At 47.4% G+C, this 23,085-nt stretch carries 21 protein-coding genes; 5 read left to right on the top strand and 16 right to left on the bottom strand.

The annotated features are described in order from the left end of the window. Positions 1-144: 144 nt before the first annotated feature. The 8 genes from OEV79_04825 to lpdA form a co-directional block, all read right to left on the bottom strand. On the bottom strand, positions 145-552 hold the full coding sequence (locus tag OEV79_04825) for a four helix bundle protein (protein ID MDH4210752.1): 408 nt from the start codon (positions 550-552) through the stop codon (positions 145-147). Between the two features lie 127 nt (positions 553-679). After that, on the bottom strand, positions 680-1,369 hold the full coding sequence (locus OEV79_04820) for a polysaccharide export protein (protein ID MDH4210751.1): 690 nt from the start codon (positions 1,367-1,369) through the stop codon (positions 680-682). A 115-nt stretch (positions 1,370-1,484) separates the two neighbouring features. Beyond that, the gene (locus tag OEV79_04815; protein ID MDH4210750.1) at positions 1,485-1,925 is read right to left on the bottom strand and encodes a four helix bundle protein; all 441 of its coding nucleotides are present in this window, start codon (positions 1,923-1,925) and stop codon (positions 1,485-1,487) included. A gap of 134 nt (positions 1,926-2,059) precedes the next feature. Further along, positions 2,060-3,694 carry an OmpA family protein gene (locus OEV79_04810; GenBank protein ID MDH4210749.1) on the bottom strand — a complete coding sequence of 545 codons (1,635 nt, stop codon included), beginning with the start codon at positions 3,692-3,694 and terminating at the stop codon, positions 2,060-2,062. A gap of 128 nt (positions 3,695-3,822) precedes the next feature. After that, a complete protein-coding gene (locus OEV79_04805) occupies positions 3,823-5,448 on the bottom strand; it encodes an OmpA family protein (GenBank protein MDH4210748.1) in 1,626 nt (541 codons plus the stop codon). 71 nt (positions 5,449-5,519) lie between these two features. After that, a complete protein-coding gene (locus tag OEV79_04800; GenBank protein MDH4210747.1) occupies positions 5,520-6,440 on the bottom strand; it encodes a hypothetical protein in 921 nt (306 codons plus the stop codon). A gap of 542 nt (positions 6,441-6,982) precedes the next feature. Next, positions 6,983-8,023 (bottom strand): mechanosensitive ion channel family protein, encoded by a 1,041-nt coding sequence (locus OEV79_04795; protein MDH4210746.1) that lies wholly within the window; start codon positions 8,021-8,023, stop codon positions 6,983-6,985. Positions 8,024-8,043: 20 nt separating this feature from the next. Continuing rightward, the gene (lpdA, locus tag OEV79_04790; protein ID MDH4210745.1) at positions 8,044-9,432 is read right to left on the bottom strand and encodes a dihydrolipoyl dehydrogenase; all 1,389 of its coding nucleotides are present in this window, start codon (positions 9,430-9,432) and stop codon (positions 8,044-8,046) included. 327 nt (positions 9,433-9,759) lie between these two features. Between lpdA and OEV79_04785 the strand changes: the two genes are divergently transcribed. Continuing rightward, a complete protein-coding gene (locus tag OEV79_04785) occupies positions 9,760-10,896 on the top strand; it encodes an NAD(P)/FAD-dependent oxidoreductase (protein MDH4210744.1) in 1,137 nt (378 codons plus the stop codon). Between the two features lie 339 nt (positions 10,897-11,235). Here OEV79_04785 and OEV79_04780 read toward each other — a convergent pair whose 3' ends face one another. The 8 genes from OEV79_04780 to OEV79_04745 all read right to left on the bottom strand — a co-directional run bounded on the left by OEV79_04780 (position 11,236) and on the right by OEV79_04745 (position 19,633). Continuing rightward, entirely contained in the window at positions 11,236-12,177 is a 942-nt protein-coding gene (locus OEV79_04780) for an NAD-dependent epimerase/dehydratase family protein (GenBank protein MDH4210743.1), read from the bottom strand. A gap of 94 nt (positions 12,178-12,271) precedes the next feature. Continuing rightward, a complete protein-coding gene (locus tag OEV79_04775; GenBank protein MDH4210742.1) occupies positions 12,272-12,844 on the bottom strand; it encodes an isochorismatase family protein in 573 nt (190 codons plus the stop codon). A 45-nt stretch (positions 12,845-12,889) separates the two neighbouring features. Next, positions 12,890-14,878 (bottom strand): M14 family zinc carboxypeptidase, encoded by a 1,989-nt coding sequence (locus tag OEV79_04770; GenBank protein ID MDH4210741.1) that lies wholly within the window; start codon positions 14,876-14,878, stop codon positions 12,890-12,892. Positions 14,879-15,208: 330 nt separating this feature from the next. Next, positions 15,209-15,823 carry a SagB/ThcOx family dehydrogenase gene (locus tag OEV79_04765; protein ID MDH4210740.1) on the bottom strand — a complete coding sequence of 205 codons (615 nt, stop codon included), beginning with the start codon at positions 15,821-15,823 and terminating at the stop codon, positions 15,209-15,211. Positions 15,824-15,921: 98 nt separating this feature from the next. Next, entirely contained in the window at positions 15,922-16,815 is an 894-nt protein-coding gene (locus tag OEV79_04760; GenBank protein ID MDH4210739.1) for a histone deacetylase, read from the bottom strand. A 148-nt stretch (positions 16,816-16,963) separates the two neighbouring features. Then, the gene (locus OEV79_04755) at positions 16,964-17,989 is read right to left on the bottom strand and encodes a serine/threonine protein kinase (GenBank protein ID MDH4210738.1); all 1,026 of its coding nucleotides are present in this window, start codon (positions 17,987-17,989) and stop codon (positions 16,964-16,966) included. Beyond that, positions 17,982-18,941, bottom strand: coding sequence for a GGDEF domain-containing protein (locus OEV79_04750; GenBank protein ID MDH4210737.1), 960 nt, complete (start codon positions 18,939-18,941; stop codon positions 17,982-17,984). The genes OEV79_04755 and OEV79_04750 overlap by 8 nt, the downstream gene beginning before the upstream one ends. Positions 18,942-18,958: 17 nt before the next feature. Further along, positions 18,959-19,633 carry a segregation/condensation protein A gene (locus OEV79_04745; GenBank protein ID MDH4210736.1) on the bottom strand — a complete coding sequence of 225 codons (675 nt, stop codon included), beginning with the start codon at positions 19,631-19,633 and terminating at the stop codon, positions 18,959-18,961. Positions 19,634-19,905: 272 nt separating this feature from the next. On the opposite strand from OEV79_04745, the gene OEV79_04740 reads away from it, so the two are divergent. Genes OEV79_04740 through OEV79_04725 form a run of 4 tightly spaced genes read left to right on the top strand, consistent with a single transcriptional unit; the run spans position 19,906 to position 22,990 of the window. Next, on the top strand, positions 19,906-20,394 hold the full coding sequence (locus tag OEV79_04740; GenBank protein ID MDH4210735.1) for a tryptophan-rich sensory protein: 489 nt from the start codon (positions 19,906-19,908) through the stop codon (positions 20,392-20,394). Positions 20,395-20,410: 16 nt separating this feature from the next. Next, the gene (locus OEV79_04735) at positions 20,411-21,379 is read left to right on the top strand and encodes a DUF523 and DUF1722 domain-containing protein (GenBank protein MDH4210734.1); all 969 of its coding nucleotides are present in this window, start codon (positions 20,411-20,413) and stop codon (positions 21,377-21,379) included. Between the two features lie 8 nt (positions 21,380-21,387). Next, on the top strand, positions 21,388-22,299 hold the full coding sequence (gene uvsE / locus OEV79_04730) for a UV DNA damage repair endonuclease UvsE (GenBank protein MDH4210733.1): 912 nt from the start codon (positions 21,388-21,390) through the stop codon (positions 22,297-22,299). After that, positions 22,289-22,990 (top strand): RibD family protein, encoded by a 702-nt coding sequence (locus tag OEV79_04725; GenBank protein ID MDH4210732.1) that lies wholly within the window; start codon positions 22,289-22,291, stop codon positions 22,988-22,990. The genes uvsE and OEV79_04725 overlap by 11 nt, the downstream gene beginning before the upstream one ends. Positions 22,991-23,085: the final 95 nt, after the last annotated feature.

The following is a 23,085-nucleotide window of genomic DNA, read 5'->3' as shown; positions in this document are numbered from 1 at the left end:
CTCACAATCAACTTGCACATATTTGACCTATGGATGACCCACTGAAGACACATCCGCCGAGGCGGATTGAAGACACAATTCTTTTGAAGACACGAAACTGAAGACATGTCTTCGACTGAAGAATACAAAAAAAAGACGAAATATTCATTTCAAATTCTTCTTCGATATCTCATGCGGCGGTTTTGTTACTCGCTTACAGGTAGCAGATATCAGATTCGTCAATTTCACAGCGACAACGTGGACTTTCTTCTGCAGACGGTCATGGGTTGCCTCGCTTATATAATCGATATTTCTTGCTTCAATAATGTGATTAGAACATTCCTCTGCAGAACCATTCGCTATATTATAAAAAGAAATTTTTTCTTTTGGGAAACGCCGTCCCCACCCTTCCGCGATATTTGCTGGTATCGAACGCACCGAACGCAACAAGTCATCGGAAAGTGAAAACCTCTCGTCCCGCGGAAAACTCTTAACAAGATCATGGATCTCTTTCGATAGTTCAGATGACAATTGCCATACAATCAAATCTCTAAAACTCCTAATTTTCTCCATCACTCGATAAAATCAGCAAATCCTTTCCTCAGCAAAGCATTCATTCAGCTTAAGCGTGTCTTCAACGCAGTGTGTCTCCAGCGAAGCGTGAATTCAGCGTAAGCGTGTCTTCAGCCAAGGACGTGTCTCAGTCTCGTGCGAGTCGGTCGTACGTGATGTAGAGATTGACGAGAGTAGCGGCAAGAGTGAGGGTTGAAATAACAATGCTCCAGTTGACGGTGAATCTCTTCGGAACATAGACCCAATCGCCCGATTTCAGCTCGTAGTTCTTTACCATGATGCCCTCGTTCAGCACCCTGTCGAGGTCAATGGTTTCTACAACCATGAGTGCGGGTTCAACTGGCTGTAGCCGTGCGACACGCACCTTTCCCAGATTGGCAACCGGGGTCGGGCCTCCGGCGAGCGCTACATAATCGGTTATTCGTAGTCCGCGCTGGTATTCCACTGCACCCTGACGCAGGACTTCGCCGAAAACAGACACATAAGGTATGGTTGGGCTTTTTAGGATGATCGAAACGACCGGATGAGTGAAATATGATCTCAGTTCCGATGCAAGCAATGCTGCTGCATCATCCGTAGACAGACCCGCAACCTTAACCTCACCGATCAGGGGGAATGAAATCGACCCGTTGTGCATCACCATGAGAGTTCTGGACAACTCCTCTTCCCCCAGGATGACGATCTCAAGAACATCCCCCGGTTCGATCTTATAACCCTCTTCCTTTTTTACCACCTGGGAACAAAGGACATTCACTAGTTCAAGATTGGATGCAAATACAAAGGAAAAAATGGATAACAAAACAATCACTCTGCGCATTTAACCTCCAACGCTATAATACTCACTCATACGGACAAGTCAATAACGCACGCTTATATCGTTATTTTCGTTAATCCCGTTAATTTCGTTAGTCCCGTTAATCTCGTTCATTTCGCTACTGATGTTCATTACTATCAGACGAACCATAATACTCCGAAAGGATATCCTTAACCTGCATACCTCGTTGTTTATTCCCGTAGGAGCGCAGATATCGGAGCAACCCATCTATTACTTGGGTAACTCTTGATGCCATATCATAACCGGCACTGAACTCGTCTTCGGTAATGTATTCCTGGTCCAGAGCAACATACAGACAATTCTGGCATTCAGCACATGAACGGCGTGAGTACTTTAGAAACCTCATCAATTCTGGGTTGGATTGACTGGCCCATCCCTCGGCAATGTTGTTCATAATTGAAACAGAAGCATTCGTTATTTGACCAACAAGCCGTAAATCCTTTGAGAATTTTAGTTTACGAGTGAGTTTGTATATGTACTTCACAAATTCGCGCGCAAGTTTCCAACACTCCAGATCCTCAAAACGTCTTATCTTCATAAGAACGGTTGTTCAACGATATTAACGATACTAACGCAAATAACGCAATTAGCGACCTTCATATCATGCATCGAGTGTCAGATTTTTTGCAGCGAGAATAACGGGAATAACGAACATAACGAAATTAACGCCGTTTATTTTATTATGAAAAATTCCACCCGCCTGTTCTTATACCGCCCTTGCTCGGTAGTATTCGGTGCGACTGGCCGGCTCTCGCCATACGCCATGAGAAATAGCCGTTCTGGACTTATCTCGTGTACTTCGATCAGGTAGTCACGGACCGCGTTCGCGCGCATGTAGGAAAGCTGGAGATTGTATTCGGCCGATCCGATACCATCGGTGTGCCCCTGTATCTCAACCTTGATATCCGGGTGGTTCATCACGATCGCGGCTGCTTCATCAATGATCGGATATGATTCGGAAAGAATTGTTGCTTTATTGAACTCAAAATTTATGCCGTAGAGCCGGATCACGTCAGAAGGTTTCAACATCCGGATGTCGAGGACATGCTTGTCTCTGGGTGCTAAAGATACCGGATAAAGACCTGTTTCAAACCCGATCGCGTCGGCCTGTATCTTGTACATACCCGGCTGCAGACCGGGGATATCGAATACACCAAGTGAATCTGATTTTGTCTTGTACCCGGTTTCAACAACGGTCAAATCAACGATGAGAGGCCGTCCGGTCTCTACTTCGACGACCTTCCCCTGTATATTCGCCGGCGGTATCGGCTCCGGCTGCAGCTTGAATTCCTGATATGCTGTCCTTCCGCCACGGACTTTTATCTTTCTGCGCGCTGTCTGATAGCCGGAGACGTGTGCATAGACTTCGTAAGAACCGGCATCAATCGGAGAGAAACTGAACAAACCGGACCCGGGATTCGTCATCACGGATGCTATCGTATCGGTGACAAAACCCACCTCTGCCACTATCGGATTGCCCAGTTCGTCAACGACCTTGCCCGCAATAGCGCCTGGTCCCTTTTCCTCTTGCATATTCAGATACGAAATTGAAGCCGATAACCTCGGCCTGTAATCATCATCAGACCATAAGAACCATTCGACTTTGCTCAGGGCGATATTCAATTCTACGGGCGTAAAGCGGTATCCCAAACCAATATTCATATCACGACCATCACCGTCGAGCATGAATCTGAACTGATCGAGGAACCGCACTTCCATACCAGCGATCAAACCTACACCCCAATCACCACCTTCGTCGCGAAAGAAATTGGTATTGAAGTACTTCGAGTGCGTGCCATAACCGACATATCTTCCCCTGCCTATGCCGAGTGTGGCATCAATATTATCATTGATCGCATAAGTGGTGATCAAAAATGCCGACCCGAGTTCAAACGGCTTTTCATATGTGTCATAGTTGTACAGCAAGTCATCATACCAACCAACAGTATCGCCGCGACCGATTTCGGACACATCAAGGTCATAGGATATCGTGTGAAGGCCCCAGGCAAAACCGAATTTGTCTGTGCTATAAAATCTGTGACAAAAACCCATTGCCGCGGTGAAATCCGTGAATGTATAGATATCCAGATAGGCCTCGGCAATGTCGAACAAACCCATCGAAAAATGCAGGTTGATTTCAGCATCATCGGTCATGTCCTGAAACCCCATGGAGCCATCAATGCCTGCCCTGAGACCAAAATGCGGCAATATGTTGGCGGTGGGAATGTCAACCAGCCCGGATGTACGGTTGAAATCCGCAGACAGCGGTAATATACAGAGCATACATGATATCAACACTTTTTTCATGCGCGTTCCTCCTGATATATTTTACAGCGTATGATTCAATGACCAACCATTATACAAAGATATCATCCAACAAGAAAGTGTAGGTGCCGGTGCGCTTCTGACCGGCACGCTTCACTCTTATCACAGTACTACTTAATGATCACGAATTCAACACGGCGATTCCGCACGCGACCTTCGTTTGTTTCATTGGTCGCGATCGGACTCGACTCGCCATAACCCTTTGCGGTCAACCTCGCCTTGTCGATATTCTTCTGCTGCACAAGGTAATTCATCACCGAATTCGCCCGCGACTGCGAGAGCCTCAGATTGTATTCGTCCGAACCCATCGAACAGGTGTGCCCCTGTATCTCCACGCGCAGGTTCGGATAGTTCATCAATACCTCAGCTGCCTGGTCGAGGATCGGGATCGAAACCGGTTTGAGGGTTGATTTGTCAAAGTCAAACTGTATACCCTGAAGTTCAAATGTTATCGGCTCTAATCGGATCAGAACATCGGTCGTAGCGCCTATTTCGACCGTAGCCGTTGCACTGCCCGGGTGGTATCCAAGCGCCTCGGCATTCAGCGTATACGGACCGGGATCAAGATCCATGAACGAAAAACCAGTTTCAATATTGGACTCGGTAACTGCATCGGTGTTCTCCACCGCTACTGTGGCAACCAACGGCTCTTCTGTGTCATCGTCGATCACTATACCCACAAGACCGCCCATCAGCCGGGTGAGAATGAAATCGCAATACACCGTCTGGTCAGCCAGGGCTTCAACTTTCTTCTCACCCCTTGAGTACCCTTCGGCCGTAGCGGTTACTTCATACAGCGATGGTTTCACATCTGTGAATTGATAAGCACCGAATTCCGCTTCGGTCATCATTGGCGGTATCTCAGTCTCAGAAATACGCACTGCGGCGATCAGGGCATTGCCTCCGGTATCGCGCACTGTGCCCGCTATGATGCCGGGACCCGGCTTTTTCGGTATGTGCTTGTACGACGCCGAAAGCGCGATCCTGGGGCGGTATTCATCCCATGCAAAAATGTATTCGATCTTGGTCAGACCGAGCTCAAATTCCCAGGGCAGGGGTTGGAACCGAATACCAGCGTTCACATCACGGCCGTCACCTTCGATCATGAGTGACGTTCTATCAGAGATCTTGTATTCTACTCCGCCAAAAAGTCCGATACCCCAATCTCCTCCCATCTTGTGATAAAGATTTGAATTGAGATATTTGGATGTCGCGCCGTAACCAACGTATCTTCCACGACCAGCACCGAGCGAGACGTCGATCTTGTCTGTCAGCGCATACGACGCTACCACAAATCCCGAAAACCGCTCGTACGGCTTCTCATAGTCTCCATACTCATACATGAGGTCGTCATGCCAGCCAGTGGAATCACCGTGCGCGATCTCCGAGATGTCCTCAGGAACTGCAAATGTATGTATGCCCCATGCTAGACCAAACCTCCCATGATTGAAAAAATTGTGGCAGAAACCAAATGCCACGGTCCAGCTTTCGATTATCGTGTATACATCAAAGTATGTCTCAACAAAATCCCCCAGGCCCAACGAGAAATGCAGGTTCTCCTCGACGACGTATTGATATTCACCTGGGCCCAATTCTATCGTCAAATCCGCCCCCACGCGGTAACCCAGATGTGGCATTATCCTGGCAGTCGGGATATCCACTAAACCTGACGTTCGTTTGAAGTCAGGAAAAGCGAAAGACGCAAACAATAAAAACACAGTAATTACTCGCTTCATCGACTCACCTCCTATGCATATTACTTAGAACCTGAAAACTCGAATGTTGAAAAAATAGAATAACCATCGGCTCACACCCTCTTGAGCCACGTCTCACGCCATAACAAGTAGCATCTACGCGGACATTTCGCGTGATACCTGCCGTCGCATCTGGCGTTTTCCAGGATCACCGTATGAGATATCTGCCGCGCTTCCCCGCTTTCTTCGTCGATTATCCGCGTCACGGGTCTGAGAACTGAAAGTCTTTTTCCACAGTACTTGAGCATTTCGGGAGTAAACCCCAAGCCGCGGTTCTTACCATTCTTGTCGAGCGTGGCGAGTATTTCGGCTTTTGTCTTTACTATCACATTTTCACCCTTTTTAAGGGATAGGACATCATTCGGTGTCTTGGCCAGCGACCCAACGATCGTGTGACTTCCGCCAAAAAGCCTTTTGACCTTCAAGACGAGGAAGAGAATCAACGAACCCGCTTTCTTGAGAACCCAATGCCTTCTGAAATTCTCTTTATAGATATATCTGCGTACATAATCTTCAAAAGAAAAAGGAACGTGTGCTTTGGCATTCTTGAGATTCGCCGACTGGCATGGTGCAGAGAATTTGATACTTGATTTTTGTGAAATGCGCCGCTTATCCGTACGCCCGTCATTCGGGACTGAACTGTCAATTTTCTTCAGCCATGAAGTCTTCCAGAGAATATTACACATTCTCTGGCAACCATCATGTGCACTGCCATCGCAAAATGCACAATCAAGCAGCACCAGGTCGTCGAAAATCCTGTATCCAGTGCCTTCAACCAGTGCCTTTGTTACCGGCGCAGTGATCTCAAAACGCGAACCACAGTACTTTTTCATCTCGGGCATGAAGGGTAAACCGTCTAACATCCCATTCTCATCAAGAGTAACAGCAATCTCACTCTCACTGCGTACTTCTACATTGTCACCAGCTTTGAAATATCCGCCGCCTTTCACGATCGTATCCCGTGTGACATACAAATGAGATCCTTGAATATCTTCATAGAACCGAGCTCCGCGCAGCTCTTATCCCCCTATGCCTATTATAAAAGGCTACCGCTCTTGTCAGCACCAAGACGACTGACTACAAATCATCCTACGCGCACCCCCATATCCATCTACCATCCATACGGCTGTTTCAGACTTAATTATAAGCACAAGTAGACAGTTGTCAACTGTGAAAACGTTAATCTCGTTAATTTCGTTAGGTTCGTTATTTTCGCTAGTTTCGCTAATATCGTTGCTACCGATCAAAAGACATTTCCAATTTCGGATTGCGAAATGCGAAATTCACAAAAAACGTTGCTATCGTTAATATCGCTGGCATCGTTAATCCCGTTAGGTTCGTTAGTCTCGTTAGTCTCGTTAATATCGCTAGAGCGACATTGCGCATTGCGCATTGCGAAATTAACGAATGGCGTTATCTTCGTTTCTCAACTTCTAGAGCTATCAGCTTCTCGTTTTGTTTTCGGCGCAGCGTGAATTCAGCGGAAGCGTGTCTTCAGGAGCAGGGTGATGTGCCATCAGTGTTTGGTGTCCTTCATATGCACGGTTCTGATCGGGAAGGGGATTTCTATGCCCTCCTCGTTGTACCGCTTATGCAGGGCTTTGATGAACTCATGACGAACCAGATACTTGTTTATATACTCCTTGACCCGCACGATGACCGAAAAATTTATGCTGAAGTCGGCAAATGTGTGAAAGCGCAATATTGGCTCGAACTCCGCCTCTCCCCCCTGCACCTCTTTGACAACTTTCTTGGCAACGTCGATAGTTACCCTTTCGACTTTTGCCAAATCGCTGTCATAACTAACGCCTACTTCGATTATTACCGACATTTGCTTCTGCGGCCGGCTGAAATTCGTTATGACACTATTCGCCAGCAACGAGTTAGGAACGATGATAAGATTGTTCGGCAATTCCCGGATCGTAGTATTGCGCCAGGAGACGTCAACGACATACCCCTTGGCTCCAGAATCTATCTCCACCCAATCACCCGGTTCGAGCTGTTTGGATACGATGATCTGCACCCCGGCAAAAAGATTGGATAGAGTCGGCTGCAGAGCGAGAGCCACTGCTAAACCTCCCACACCCAGGGCAGTAATCAATGGAGTGATCGACACACCCACGGACTGAAGTATTATTAGTGCGCCGAGCAAAAAGACGACACCCCTGGAGACGTTTATGAAAAGAGATGCCGAAGGTAAGCCACCGGTCGCTTTCTTACTGTGCAGGCTTATGAAGCCAACGACGACCTTTGAAAGAACCACTGTTGCCGAGATCAAAATAACGATGAGTAACGATTTGTTGACTACCGTCTGAATGACTGGTTTCAGGGGCAGATTGGCGAAGGCAGCGTAAATGCCGGCAAGCCCAAACCAAAGGATCCCCGCACCTTTTATTGAGTTTATGGTTATCTCATCACCTTCCCAACTTGTGCGTTTGGCGAATTTCCTCAGCCTGGCGAGGATGACCTTTTCAAGTACAACCCCGACGATGAAACCACCGACGATAAGGCTTACTGAGATAATGAAGTTAGTTAAAGTAATGTCTTCAGTTAGCATATGAACTCTCCAAATATAGGTTATTTATTGGCAACATGTATAGCTTTGTTAAAGAAGTTTTCAGCTGCTTCCTGCAGCGCTTCTGTCAGAGTTGGATGCGGGTGGATTGAACCGGTAATATGCTCAACGTCTAGACCCTGGTCCAGAGCGAGGACCGCTTCACCAATCAGATTGGGAGATTCAGCACCAAGAATATGAATGCCCAGCAACTTACCTTCCTCGCTGCCGACTATCTTCACAAGACCCTCGGTCTCGCCCATGGATATTGCTTTGCCCAGGGCACGGTAGGGAAAACGGCCAACCTTCACCTTATGACCGTTTGCAATTGCCTCTGCTTCGGTCAAACCTGCAGCTGATAAGGGAGGTATAGTGAAAACGCAAGAAGGGATAATGGATTTACCCGGGGTCTTTTTCAGCCCAGCGATGTTCTCGGCAACAATGATACCCTGTCTGGTCGCTTTGTGAGCCAGCAGTGGCGGACCCGCTATGTCACCGATCGCATAGATGTTGCTCAAATTAGTCTTGAATGTGGCGTCCGTTTTCACATATCCTTTACTGTCCAGCTCAATACCCATTCTTTCAAACGAAGAAACAGATGGCCTGCGTCCAACCGAAACAAGTATTTTGTCATAGATCGCCTCGCGTACATCACCGGATGTTTTGATCGATACTTCAATCCTGTTGTCCAACAACTCGAATCCAGTTACCTGGGATCCAAGGTAGAGCTCAATACCTGACTTTTTCATGATCTTCTGGAGGGCTTCACACAGTTCGGTTTCCATTCCAGGCAGCACCTGATCCATTATCTCAACAACGGTCACCGCGCTGCCGAAGCGTGAATAGATCGTTGCCATCTCCAGACCTGAAGCACCAGCACCGATCACAAGCAATCTCTCGGGGATTTCCTTCAGATCGAGCGCGTCATCAGTATCAATGACGTGCTTGTGGTCGAATTCAAGTCCGGGTAATGATATGACCTCGGTTCCGGTCGCAATAACAATATTACCGGCTTCGACTGTCTCTATGCCGGTCTCCATTTCAATCTCAACTTTGTATTCATCAATTATTCGCGCCCTGCCTTTCTTCCACTCGACGCCGTTCGCCTTGAAAAGATATTCAATGCCTGTTCTCAGTCTCTTTACAACTGACTCTTTCCAGTTGCGGACCTTGTCGAGGTCATAACCATTGAACGTCAGATCAAAACCCATGCGTTTTGCTTTTTCAAAATCATCAACCAATTCCGCGGCAAAGCTCAGTGCTTTTGTCGGAATACAACCCCAGTTCAGACACAAACCGCCGAGCAATTTTTCCTCAACGATCAAAACCTTCTTCTTCAATTGACCTAGACGAATTGCGCACGGATAACCCCCTGGACCAGCACCGATCACGACGACGTCGTATTTATTCATGGCCTATTATAGCTACGTATTTAACGAAGTCAACGAAAATGCTGGACACGAATAACAATACACTAATATTACGAATTGCGTATTCCCTTCACAAACTGATCCTCGGGACACTGTATTCTGCAGCCAAATCAAAGATTTGGACAGAATACGTGGCGAAATGCGAATTTAACAGAAAGACGTAATGTTCGTTATTCCCGCTAATTTCCTTAATTCCGCTATTATCGTTTCGTTTCAGGTTCTTAACCTCTTAGGTTCTCCGCGTCTCCCGGTCTCCGGTTCTCATTCGCGTTGTGTTGACTTGTTGTGTTTCATATCTATAATGAATGCATGAAGGGGAGATTTGATGTAGTAGTGATTGGCGCTGGACCTGTTGGTTCTCATACCGCATACCAGTTGGCTGACCGCGGACTGAACATTTGCCTGATAGATAAGAAGAAGAAAATAGGAGCCGGATCGATATGTGCAGGAGTGATCGGGAAAGAAGCCTTTGAGCGTTACGACCTACCATCCGACACGGTGCTGAGAAGCATTAACTCAGTGTCGTTCTTTTCTCCTTTTGGGCAGAGACTGGAATATGAGCAAGAGGATTTCTTTGCATTTGTTGTCGATCGCGATCTGTTCGATAATAAATTACTCCTGAAGGCAAAGAAACGAGGCGTTGAGGTATTTCTCGACGAAAAGGTAAGGGATATCTCCGGCGTTCCTTATTTTTATTCTGTCAAAAGCACCCGTCAGACCTTTCAGGCAAAGGCGATCGTTATCGCCACTGGTTTTGACTGCAGATTGCATGAAAAGGCAGGACTCACCACGCCACCACAATATCTCTACGGCTCGCAGGTCGAGATGACGGTACCTCACTCTCCTTCTAAACTCGAGATCCACATCGGCCGTGATTTTGCGCCCGGGTCTTTTGGCTGGCTTGTTCCTTTTCGGAAGGGTCAGGCAAAGATCGGACTGCTGCTTACGCAAAGAGGCAAGAAATGGCTGAAGAAGTTCATTGAGCATAGACTTGGCATCAATCGCGGCTTTGACGAGAATAAGATACAGGTTAAACCCATCGCATTCGGCCCTGTGAAGAAGAGTGTCAACGGTAACATCCTCTCTGTTGGTGAGGCCGCAGGCCAGGTTAAAACCACAACCGGAGGCGGTATTTTTTACGGCTTATTGTGTTCCGAGATCGCGGCTGAAAAATTGGCACAGACCCTCAAGGATGGATTCAGCCTCAATGACTATGAAATAACCTGGCGCAGCGCCCTGGTTTCCGAACTCGATATCGGCAGAAATCTGAGATTGATCGCTGCAAGACTCAGTGACCAGGAAGTTGAGAACCTTTTTAGTTTCGTAAAACAGAATAGATTTTGGGTGGAATTACTTGTTCCGCGTATAAACTTCGACTACCATTCAAATGTAATATTTTTCTGCATGAAAAGCTTCGGGCAACTGCTGGGACTGAATAATAAGTAACTCGCAACTTTGTCCGGTTACGTTGAACGGTAACGAAACCCGTTGGCTGAAAGCAGGCACGAAATTCTAAACACTAAATACTAAACAAACTCGAATATCAAAATTCAAATTACCAAAACAGTCAATGCAGAATGGGGATGTTCTCGACTGCGCTCGCCTGTCCCGAGCGTAGTGAGGGGAACAGTAATGAGAGTCTATTCTTCGAGCAAGCGTAGCGCGTTGAGAAGTATACTGTTCCCCCACTCGAACAAGATTTCTTTCAACAGAATTAACGATGGTAACGGAATGACGATAATAGCGGGGTTAGCGGTAATAACGAACTAAACGAAATTAACGCTGTTATTGTTTCGTGTTTAGCAGCCAGTTGACTTCGTTGGCAATCCCCTTTTCCAGGTCGTAAGCAGGCTTATAGCCGAGTAATTCTGCCGCCTTCGAAATATCCGCACCGGTATGCCGAACGTCGCCTTTCTGTTTTTCGATATATTTGATCTTTGCCTTTTTGCCAGTGACTTTTTCGAGAATACGTATTGTATCGTTGACCGTGATCCTCGACCCTCCGCCAATATTGAACACATGACCGATGACTTGTGCATCCATGGCTGAGATGTTGGCGTCGATAATGTCGTCGATATAGGTAAAATCCCTCGTTTGCTCGCCATCGCCGTAGATCGTTATTTCTTCATCACTGAGTATCGCCCTGATGAATTTGTTGAAAGCCATGTCAGGACGCTGTCTTGGTCCATAGACCGTAAAGTAACGTAGACTTGCGGTCGGAACACCGTAGTTCTTGTAGTATAAATAGCACAGGTGTTCACCGGCAAGTTTTGTCACGCCGTACGGCGATATCGGCATTGGTTTTGTATCCTCATCTGTGGGGTAAGATTCCGCGTCACCGTAGATCGAGGAAGACGATGCGTAAATGAACTTGTTCAGTTCTGTTTCTTTGGCAGCTTCAAGGAGGCATTGCGTAGCACGCACGTTATTCTCCGTATATATCCTGAAACTCGAACCCCAGCTCGCCCGCACGCCTGCCTGTGCTGCCTCGTGAAAAACTATGTCAACATTTTTCAGTAAAGCCGTCAGATCCATACGCAACAGATCATCCTCGTGGAAAACAAACTTATTACTGTCGCGCAACACTGACAGATTGGATTCCTTTATCTTCCGCGGATAGTAATCAGTGAAGCAGTCCACCCCGGTGACTTCATGCCCCGTGCCGAGCAGCCTCTCGGCCAGGTGCGAGCCAATAAAACCGGCAACACCCGTAACAAGGATCTTCATTTGCGTTCCTGTGATGTTTTTAGAATAGATTCAATATTTATCACGGCATTCACTTTGGAATTATATGGTCAAAACTTATGTCTGTCAAGAAAAGCTATTGCAGAACTTTGACCACATCTTTGAGCGTTGTTAGTGTAGCGAATCCATATGACAGATTCAACAGTGCCGCTTCGTGCATTTCCCTGCTGAAGGTGGCAGTACCATCCTTGACAAAATAAACCTCGAAGCCTCGCATGAAAGCGCTGCGGGCGGTTGTTTCACAGCAGAGATTAGTAAGGACACCGCATACAACTACCTGCCGTACTCCTTTTTGCTTGAGTATCTCCTCCAAATCGGTATTCAGAAATCCATCATACTGGTTTTTTATTACGACCGTACCCATACTCGTATCGAGGATGTCAACGACATGGCTCATGGGATCGTCCTCTTTTATTTTCTCTGCCCACCAGCGCAGCATCAGATTATCAGGATTTTCAGAATCGATATGACGGGTAAAGATTACGGGACGCTGCTGCCGGCTGAAAGCATCAACAAGATCTTTCAATTGTGATGCAAGCTGGTCTGAACCTGGAACAAAAAAACTGCTCGCTTTTTCGCAAAAGTGCCGTTGCATATCAATCACCAGCAATGCAGCGAGATCCTTTTTAAGGATAAAACCCTCTCTCATGCGTACTTCACTCCCATACCTTGCTTTTTTACGCCTGGAATGCGGTCAATCAACCAGTACTATGCGCCGCGCAGAATGGATCTCCGGTCCAACGAGGAAATAAATCCCCGCCGGCAAACCGGCTAAAGACCACTGTGTCACCCCCGGCTCCACTACATCCTCTCTCAATGCCTGCCCGAGCAGATTGAACAGCCTGACCTGCACCGGAGTTTGTCGAGCATTATTTACCTGGAGCAGATCACCTTTTCGTAGCACGGTCGGCGTGATCTCAAACAAGGTTCTTTGTGCTACAGTAATGTCATCACCCTTGGTAACGCCGGTCGGCACCTGCAATGCCTCAACCGCATCGAGCATGAACGTGCTGGATGCCTCTATTCGCACGTAGCGGGCTGAATCGAGGCTGGTACTGCTGATGTCGAACTCGGTAACTGTATCGTTTGCCGTGCCCAGGGTCTGCCATGAACCGAACCAATCATTACTAACTCTGACCGTTGCGCTGCCAGAACCGCTTGAACGGTAAACCATAAGATCATTGCCAGGATAATCATGAATAGGATAATCAAAGCCCAAAACGATCCATTTGGTAGCATCCACCTGAAAGGCCTGACCGTCATGAGGCCCTATTGCCTGCACCGGGTAGGTCTGGTTACTATATGTAGAGACATAACGTGTGCCAATAACCCCTGTCGCATAGATAGGCAACTCCGGATTTGGGATAAGACCGAACTCTATATATACCGACGAGTCGGGCGTATTCGAAGGCACGACAACACTGTCAATGGTCTTCGGCTCATAGCCCGGACTGAGCGCCGTAACACTGTAGGTTCCGGGTAAGTAAAAACGATGGAAGTCCCCGTTGGCACTCCTTGAATAGCTGGGCCAGTGAGCGGGATTAACATATATCAAAGAACGCAGCTTGGTCGGCTCAATACTGAGTGAATCGTAAACATAACCATGTATACCCTGACCAGCCCTGTGCATGAGACGGAGCATTGCTGGCCGGTCACGGTCGAAGATCGGGTCTATAGAATCGGGCGATGGTGTTTTGTAGTAGCATACTTCGATCGACCAGCCCATCTCTCCCCCGCACCCGTAATCATAGTCTTTGGTGCATCCATTTATCTCATACATACCGATCGAACCCTGTCCATAAGGATAGCCTGTGAAATACGCATAGCCCTGTGACAAATGATGCAGCAGGTTTTGCTCGGGTGGTTGTGTATATGTCGTATATGACCAGGGTTCGGAAATGTACAACGTCCCCGCATGAAAGGAAACATACGTTACGAAAGAATGGCGCCAGAAATGCTCGACGAATCTCCGTGCCTCATTTTCACTCATGAAATCCGTACCACAGGAATACTCATTGCCCCACATCCAGCCCCAATTTCGGTTCAGATCTACACTGCGACCGTTGTAGCGACTGTTGTTGGCAAAACCATCGGGATTTACCAGAGGCGCGATCCATATCTCGCGCGTGTCGACCAGGCGCTGGACAAGTGTGTCGGTTGGATAGTTCTCGAGAAGGTACCGTATCATCCAGAAGCTAACTGCCCATCCTATCTTTTCATCACCGTGGATATTTGCCTCGAAGTGTACCTCTGGTTCGATCTCGTCGGTCTCGACGTTGTCGGATATCTTCATTATCAGCAGGAGCCGGTTCTGATGGCTGTAACCCAACGTGTCCAGATGGCAAATAGCGGGGTAATTCGTAGCCATCGTTATCATCGAATCCACATATGTCTGGTATGTGAGATACTGGCTGCGCGAAGATTTCATCATACTGTTCTGCCGGTATATTTCAGTGATATTTTCCTGTATCACTTCAATATTGAATCCCCTCGATCTCACCATTTGATACATGTCTTTGGAGATCTCGGCGACGATATGGTCGGGATGAACCTGATTTATGATCACACCATTCCTGTCGAGCGCCTTGATGTCGGTCCTGTTCACCGCATCGATCTTGACCAGATCGAGATCACTGGCACTGGCCAGACAGAAAAACAAAATAAGACCTGCAATGTATTTCACGTTGCCCCCTGTATCAAAAAAGTTCAATTGTTAGATGCATTATATGGGAATAGAGATGGGGTGTCAAGGACGACGAACACGAAATTTCGAGATAATTGGCGGCAGTTATCATCGTTAATACCGTTAGGCTCGGTAATATCGCTCACGAGAGGGGGAACAAATACACTTCTCGACGCGCTGCGCTTGCTCGAAGAATAAATCTCCCCTACTGTTCCCCTCACTACGCTCGGAACAGGCGAGCGAAGTCGAGAACATGATGTCGTCTTGCCCTGACTCTTCTGACATTAGTATTTAGAAACAAAAATTTAGGATTTGTTTTTCAGTCTCGTCTTAACGTGTGTGGCCAACCGGTATGACGTACAAAGGTTTCTCGCGCTCGAGTTTGAGCAACTTGCTCAACTTCTCATCGTTGAATGCTCCGACCGGAACTGAACCCAAACCAAGCGCAACTGCCTCAAGGTGGATATTCTGGGCACAGTGACCCGCTTCGATATGTACATAGCGCACCCCACGTTCGCCATAACGTTGTGTAGTACGTTCGTAAATGGCTGTAATGATGACAACAACCCCGGCATCGTTTATGAAACCCTGACCGAGCGCAGCATTCGCGATGTCCTTACGAATGTCTCTCTTTATTTCATGCTTCAACGCATGAGATTCAGGGATGTAGCGGAATAACCCATCCTTGTTGGCAATGAACACTACCAACGGGTATGTAGCACCCGCTGAAGGCACGGCACGGAATCCATACTTGTCTTCGGTCAGCCCTTGCGCAGACCACAAGATATTGGATATCTGCTGTAGCGTCAACGCTTTGTCCTGGTAACTTCTCACCGACCTTCGCAGCTCAATGCATTCTTCAATTGAACGCCCAGTGAATTCAGGATCTGGCAACTTGATCATATCACTACTTCCCATTACGACACAGAACAAGATCGACATCATACTCCCTCCCTTCACGTCGCAGAACATTCAACTCCTACTGCGGAGTGTCCGTGACGAAAGTACTAGCGAATATAGCGATAATAACGATAGTAGCGCACCTAACGTTCTTTGAGTAGTTCCGTCATCACGCGTGCGGTGTTGCAGTGGATCTCGACCGTATCTGCCACGTTCTCTGCGTAACCGCCACCGAGCACGGCAATTACCGGTATATTACTTTCATTGACCTTACTCATAACGAATTCATCTCTTTTTCTCAGACCATCGACTGTCAACCTGAGACTGCCGAGTTGGTCAAAAATGTAGGGATCTGCACCGGCAAGATAAATAACAAAACCAGGCCGGAATCCGCCGAAGATCTTTTCCAGAGCGCCTGTCAGGAGTTCGAGATACTCTTCATCGTCTACGCCGTTGCGCAATCCGATATCCAGATCCGATTTCTGTTTTGCAGGATAGAGATGTTCCTGGTGCATCGAAAAAGTGAAGACACGTTTTTCGTTCTCAAAGAACTTTGCAGTACCATTGCCCTGGTGCAGGTCACAGTCGATAACAGCAACCTTCTCAACACCCTGTTCGAGCATCATGACTGCACTGAAAACCACGTCATTTAGATAACAAAAGCCCTCCGCATGGTCAGCAAACGCGTGGTGAAAACCACCGCCAATATGATAGCACGCACCATGTTCAATAGCTGACCGCGCAGCCAGGTGCGAACCGCCGCAGCAAAGAAGCTGTGCATCAATAATGTCTTTTTTAACCGGCATTTCTGACGGGTATGTGCGTGCGGTCAAACGGTAGTTGACCAGATCATCCAGATATTCCCGACTGACAACACGGAGCAATTGTTCATTGCTAGGACGTTCGGGAGACAGCATATCCCCCTCTTTTATCAAACCTTCGGTTTGTAATTGTTTGTAGATAAGGTCGTACTTCTCAGTCGGGAATACGTGAGACCCAATGTCAGCATGGTAATTAGGAGAATAGATAAATTTCATCTGCGCAGCGCTACGCTTGATTTAACAAAAACGTTGATCCCGTTAGTATCGTTATTCCCGCTATTGTCGTTAATTTCGCTATTTTCGCTGATATCGTTAATCCCATTCAGAAGAAATTTCAAAATTCGAATTTATCAGTTAAACGTCGTCATTTGTTAAGGAGCATCTGGAAGAGAACGTAAACGAACGTACCGACAACAAAGATCAGAAGAAAATAGAGCCAGAAAAGAGTGCTCTTGCTGCCGCGCTTTTTTTTCTGCTTCTTCTTCTTGTTCTTCCTGATGACCGTTGTCGTCTGTTTTCTTAATTCAACTCTGCTGACCAGTTGACCCATGACATTATGGCTGCGCGCGATATTCTGCCACCCTGCGAATCTTTCAAGATCGTGTATCATCTGTGCTACGCTCTCGTAACGGCGGTTGAGATTCTTCTTCATCGCCCTGTTCACGATACGCGACAGGCCGAAGCTGTGATGCGGATCAAGAAATAATGGTGAGCGATATTTGCCACGCTGTATCTTTGCCGTGATCTCTTCCGCGGTCTCGCCCCAGAAGGGTTTCTTCCCTGTAACCAATTCGTACAATACAATCCCCAGAGAAAAAACGTCTGTCTGCGCGGTGAGTTTCTTGCCCATTGCCTGTTCCGGCGACATGTAGCACGGCGTGCCGATCAGAGTACCGACCGACGTGAGATCACGCGCTGTTTCGTCCTTTGCTACACCAAAATCGGTCACCTTCAACTTCCCGTCTTTTGATATCAACACATTGGTCGGTTTTATATCTCTGTGTATGACATTATTTTTGTGCGCATAATCCACCGCCAGACATATCTCACGGCAGATCGTCGCCGCCACCAAAGGATGAAGCGGTGCCTCGCTCTCGATTATTTCTGAAAGACCCAATCCATCGACGTACTGCATCACAAGATAGCTCGTCTGGCCGATGCTGAAATAATCATATACGGTAACAATGTTGGGATGCTCAAGAGCAGCCGTGATCAAAGATTCATTCTTAAAGCGCTTGCGGTATTCGGCACCCGAGGATTTGCTCATTTCCTTCACTACCACAACACGGTCCAACGGCACCTGTATCGCCGTATACACCCTTGCCATACCACCCTTGCCGATTATGTCGAGTATCCTGTAATTGCCTACGTACTTGATCTCTTTATTCATGATACTTGCAGACGATATTCCGCCCGTTCCTTTTTGCCTCGTAGAGGGCCTTGTCGGCCTTCTCCAGAATAGAGTTCAGCGCTGCGCCGTCATCCGGATACGTGGCGACCCCAATGCTAACAGTAATTGGTATGTCCAGAATCTTCTTTGTCTGCTTTTCGATAATGACCCTGACTTCCTCCGCGATTTTGACAGCATCCGAAGACCGCGTCTTGGGCAACACGATAACGATCTCTTCCCCACCATAACGCGCAACAAGATCGGTCTTCCGGCATGCCCTCTGAATCAGCCAGGCAACCGCCCTCAACACTTCATCCCCGACCCTGTGTCCGTGCGTATCGTTGACCTCTTTGAAGTGATCGAGATCAACAAACAAGACCGAATAATACACGTTGGCTGATTTCGCCTTCTGGAATTCCTGCGGTGCGGCCTTGTCAAAATATTGCCGGTTGTAGAGTCCGGTTAGTTTGTCGGCATGCGCAAGAGTAGCCAAACGCTTTCTGCTTTTACGGACAAATTTCTCGATATCCCTGAATTCCTTTCTAAGTGACTTGTCATCAATCTTACTTTCGAGAGAATTGAATTTACTCGATATTATCGAAGTCTCCTCGCCACGACGCGCGATCCCGGTTTCTTCAACACACGATAGACCGTAGGATCCGTCATCGAAGATTATCGAATGTTCACCAATGGATATCTCATCGCCATGGCTGAGGGCATGCTTTTCTATCTTGTCTGAATTGACATAGGTTCCATTCGTGCTGGACAGGTCCTCGATGATATACTGCTCATTTATAAATCTGACGGTCGCATGGTGCCGCGATACTTCATTACTGGTCAATGCAAGATCGGTATCCTCGGCGCGCCCGATCAGAACATCATCGGTGCCGAGAGGTATCTGCTTGATGACTTTTCCGCAATCAAGTAACAGCAGCGTATATTTCTTCTTCATCCCCTCCCCTGAAATGATTAAGCGCGATCGCCGGCGTATAGAAATATGTCTCCGAACAAAGAATGCTGTTCAGCTCGTGCATATCCTATTTTGACGATCTCCAGCATGCCAAAGAAATAGGCAACTGCCACCGCAACATCGTTCTTCTCTTTCAGAAACTCCAGGAAATTCAGCTTTTCTTTCTCTTTCAGGATGTTCTTGATCTCCTCCACAATTTCTTCGATCGGCACCTGCTGACGTTTCACAACAATACTCTTATCCTCCACCGGTTTGAGACCACGAAGAGCAAGGATTAGACTCATTACATCGCCCTCCTCGAGCGGCGGTTCTTCCTTGCCGATTCGCGGGAATTGCCTGCTGGTCTCGGCCTCCATTATGCTGAAAGCCTTCGCTATCTCCTTGTACTTCTTGAATTCCTCAACGATCTGCATGAGGGAGACCGGCTGTCCGGCATCCTCATCCTCCGGTGTCCGGGGAAGAAGTGAACGCACCTTAAGCCTAATAAGGATCGCGGCCATCAGAAGAAAATCGGCGACGTCTTCAAATTCACTACGCTCGATCTTCCGTATGTAGTCCAGGTACTCTTCGGCAATCTGAGCGATCGGAATGTCAAAAATATCCACTTCCTTCTTGCGGACCAGATAAACCAGCAGGTCGATCGGTCCGTAATATATGCCGATATCGATTTTCATAGTCGTACGCCCACGGAACCCTGCTGCATTTGAAAAATGGTCCGTGATGCGAGGATGGCAGGTAATTGTGGACAGTAACCGTCAGCGTCAGTAAGAAACATATAAAATAGTCTATTCAGTATTTAAAATATGTCAATATCAGCGGATAGAACCACGGCACAAATACCCTCGTTCATATTGACAAATACGCTCGACTCAATATAATTACGAGTCAATAACGAATCTGTCAGGGGGTACACAGAATCGTGATAATAACTTTCCAAGGATAAGAAATGAAAAAATTCCGTCTGCCGGATATTTGGCGGTTGATACTCAGCATTGCGATCTGCCAGCTTGCCGGTTTCATCGGCTCCATCTTTACAACAGCTAACATACCAACATGGTACGCCTCACTCAATAAACCTTCTTTCACTCCGCCGAACTGGTTGTTTTCACCTGTATGGATAACGTTATTCATCATCATGGGTGTTTCCCTGTTCCTGGTCTGGCGCGAGCGAAACGACAGCATCCATGCAAAACCAGCGCTCGTCGCGTTTGGGGCACAACTAGTTCTGAATGTTTTCTGGTCAATAGCATTTTTCGGTCTGAAGTCCCCCATCGCCGGGCTCATCGTTATCATCGCACTCTGGATTGCGATCTTTGCTACAATCCTGAAGTTCCGCAAGGTCTCGGAACTTGCGAGCATGCTACTCATCCCATATATCGTTTGGGTTACCTTTGCAGCCATCCTGAACTTTGCCCTGTTCCACCTAAATAGATAATCAGACAAGGCTCCTGGTGGATACATTTGCCAAGCCGCGCGTCGTTGTCAGCAAATGCCTTGGCTTTGCGCGCTGCCGCTGGAACGGGTTGACGATACAAGATCAATTCGTCGATCGCCTGGCAAAATACGTTGATTACATCGCGGTCTGTCCGGAAGTCGAGATAAAGCTCGGCGTCCCACGGGACCCCGTGCGCGTGGTGCTGTTGAATACTGAATTACGAATGATGCAACCCGCAACGGGAAAGGACCATACCGATAAGATAACGGGGTTCTGCAGCAAATATCTGGATGCGTTGACAGATGTTGACGGGTTCATTCTCAAATCACGCTCACCGTCATGTGGCGTAAAAGAAGTAAAGATATACCCGAGCATGGAAAAAAGCGCGGCGCTCAGAAAGGGCAGTGGTTTTTTCGCTACGGCCGTATTGAAAAAATTCCCCATCTTACCGGTCGAAGATGAAGGCCGTATTCGCAACTTTACAATACGCGAGCATTTCTTGAGACGGTTGTTCACGATAACCAGGTTCCGCATGATCAGAAAAACTCAAAAGATGAAAGACATCGTTCAATTCCAAGCTGAAAATAAATTCCTGCTGATGGCTTACAATCAAAAAGAATTCAGAATAATGGGCAGAATCGTTGCCAACCATGAGAGAAAACCCTCCAGTCAGGTATTCCAGGATTACCAGGACCACCTTTATAGTGCACTGGCAAAACCTGCACGGTACACGTCATACATAAACGTATTGATGCATGCTTTGGGATACTTTTCGGACAAACTCAACAAGGAGGAAAAAGCGTTCTTCATCGACCTCATGGATAAATACCGCAAGGGCAAGACTCCTTTGAGCAGCGATCTGGATGTATTGATGGCCTGGGGAGTCCGATTCGGCGAGAAATATCTGATGGACCAGACGTTCTTCCGGCCATACCCGCAGGAATTGCTTGATATCAGCGATTCCGGAAAAGGAAGGGATTACTAATCTTCGAAATGAAAATCGGTTACCCATGCATAAACCGATCTTTGAAATGCAAGTCAGCCCGAACGTTCCGCATCAGAAACTACTCCGAGGCCAGGCTCATTGAAACCGTCCGCCGGAATCTGCAATGCCTTCTTGAGATCATCGAATACAACATCCGGGAGGAATTGTATTTCTTCAGGATCACCTCTGACCTCGTGCCGTTCGCATCGCACCCGGTCAATAGATGCAGATGGCAAAAATTCTTCAAGAAAGAGTTTCTGAAGATTGGCGATATCATAAGGAAAAATGATCTGCGCATATCCATGCATCCGGACCAATTCACGCTGATAAATTCGATTGACCCCCGGATATTCACGCGCAGTATTGCAGAACTGGAATATCATGCCGACGTCCTCGACCTGATGGACCTCAATTCAACCGCCAAAATACAAATCCACGTTGGGGGCGTATACAAAGAGAAAGACAAAAGCATGAAGAGATTCGTGCTGCGCTATGGAAAGTTAAGCACGAGAGTACGCAAGAGACTTGTCATCGAGAATGATGAACACAACTACAAACTCGCAGATTGTCTGAAAATAAACAAAGAAACAGATGTTCCGGTTCTATTCGACGCATATCATCATGAAATGAATAATGAAGGAGAAGGTACTGCAGAATGTCTTGAAGAGTCAAGCCGCACATGGAGATCATTCGACGGCATTCCAATGATAGACTACAGCCAGCAGAAAAAGGGAGCAGTGAAAGGTGCACATGCAGAAAGAATCAATACAGGGAAATTCAAAAGATTCCTCAAGATAACACACCCGTATGATTTCGACATCATGCTGGAGATAAAAGACAAAGAAAAAAGTGCTCTCAAAGCAGTGCGGGCTGCATCGCACGACATCCGGTTTTACCGGCAGGTGCAAATTGAAAATTGAAGCACTGTGCACCGGAGCAAGACGACATAGAAAGCGAACCGGGCGCCCATTGGTAACGATCAGTTATGCGCAAAGCCTAGACGGGAGCATTGCCGCCCACCGGGGGGCACGGCTCTCTCTCAGCGGGAGGGAATCATTACGGCTGTGCCATAGACTCAGGGCTACCCACGATGCCATTCTGGTTGGCATCGGAACTATCCTGTCTGATGACCCGCGGCTCAACGTACGAATGATCAAGGGTTCTGACCCGCAACCCATTATCCTCGACCGGACATTGAGAATACCGCAAAAAGCCAAAGCACTGCGCAACAAGAAGATGCCCTGGATCATAACCTCGCCCAGGTGTAATACTTCCCGACGCAAGATATTGCAGCAAAAGGGTGCACGAGTGATTCCCATGAGGTCCAGAAATAAAGACGAGATCGATCTGGCCGCCCTTCTCGATTTCCTCGGAAACGAAGAGATCTCGAGTCTAATGGTCGAAGGAGGAGCGCGTGTCATTACGAGCTTTCTCCGGAGCGATCTGGTCGATCAGTTTGTACTCACCATTACACCATTCATTGTCGGGGGACTACATGCAGTGGAAAAACCACCTTATCCAACCAGTGGAAAGTGTATCCGAATGTGCGGCGCAGCATGGTATGGAAAGGACCTGGCAATCTGGGGAGATTTGAGTTGTCGTAACCGCTAATCGCGCCGGCGGGACACGAGATTTCTTCCGGCAGAGAACAATTCTCCTTCAAGAATACGAAAAGTCCGTATTGAGAAGTACGCAGATAGGATATT

The sequence above is a fragment of the candidate division WOR-3 bacterium genome, assembly GCA_029858255.1.
Classification (GTDB): Bacteria; Hydrothermota; Tepidihabitantia; order SM23-42; family SM23-42; genus SM23-42.
This window is presented reverse-complemented; position numbering and strand designations above follow the sequence as displayed.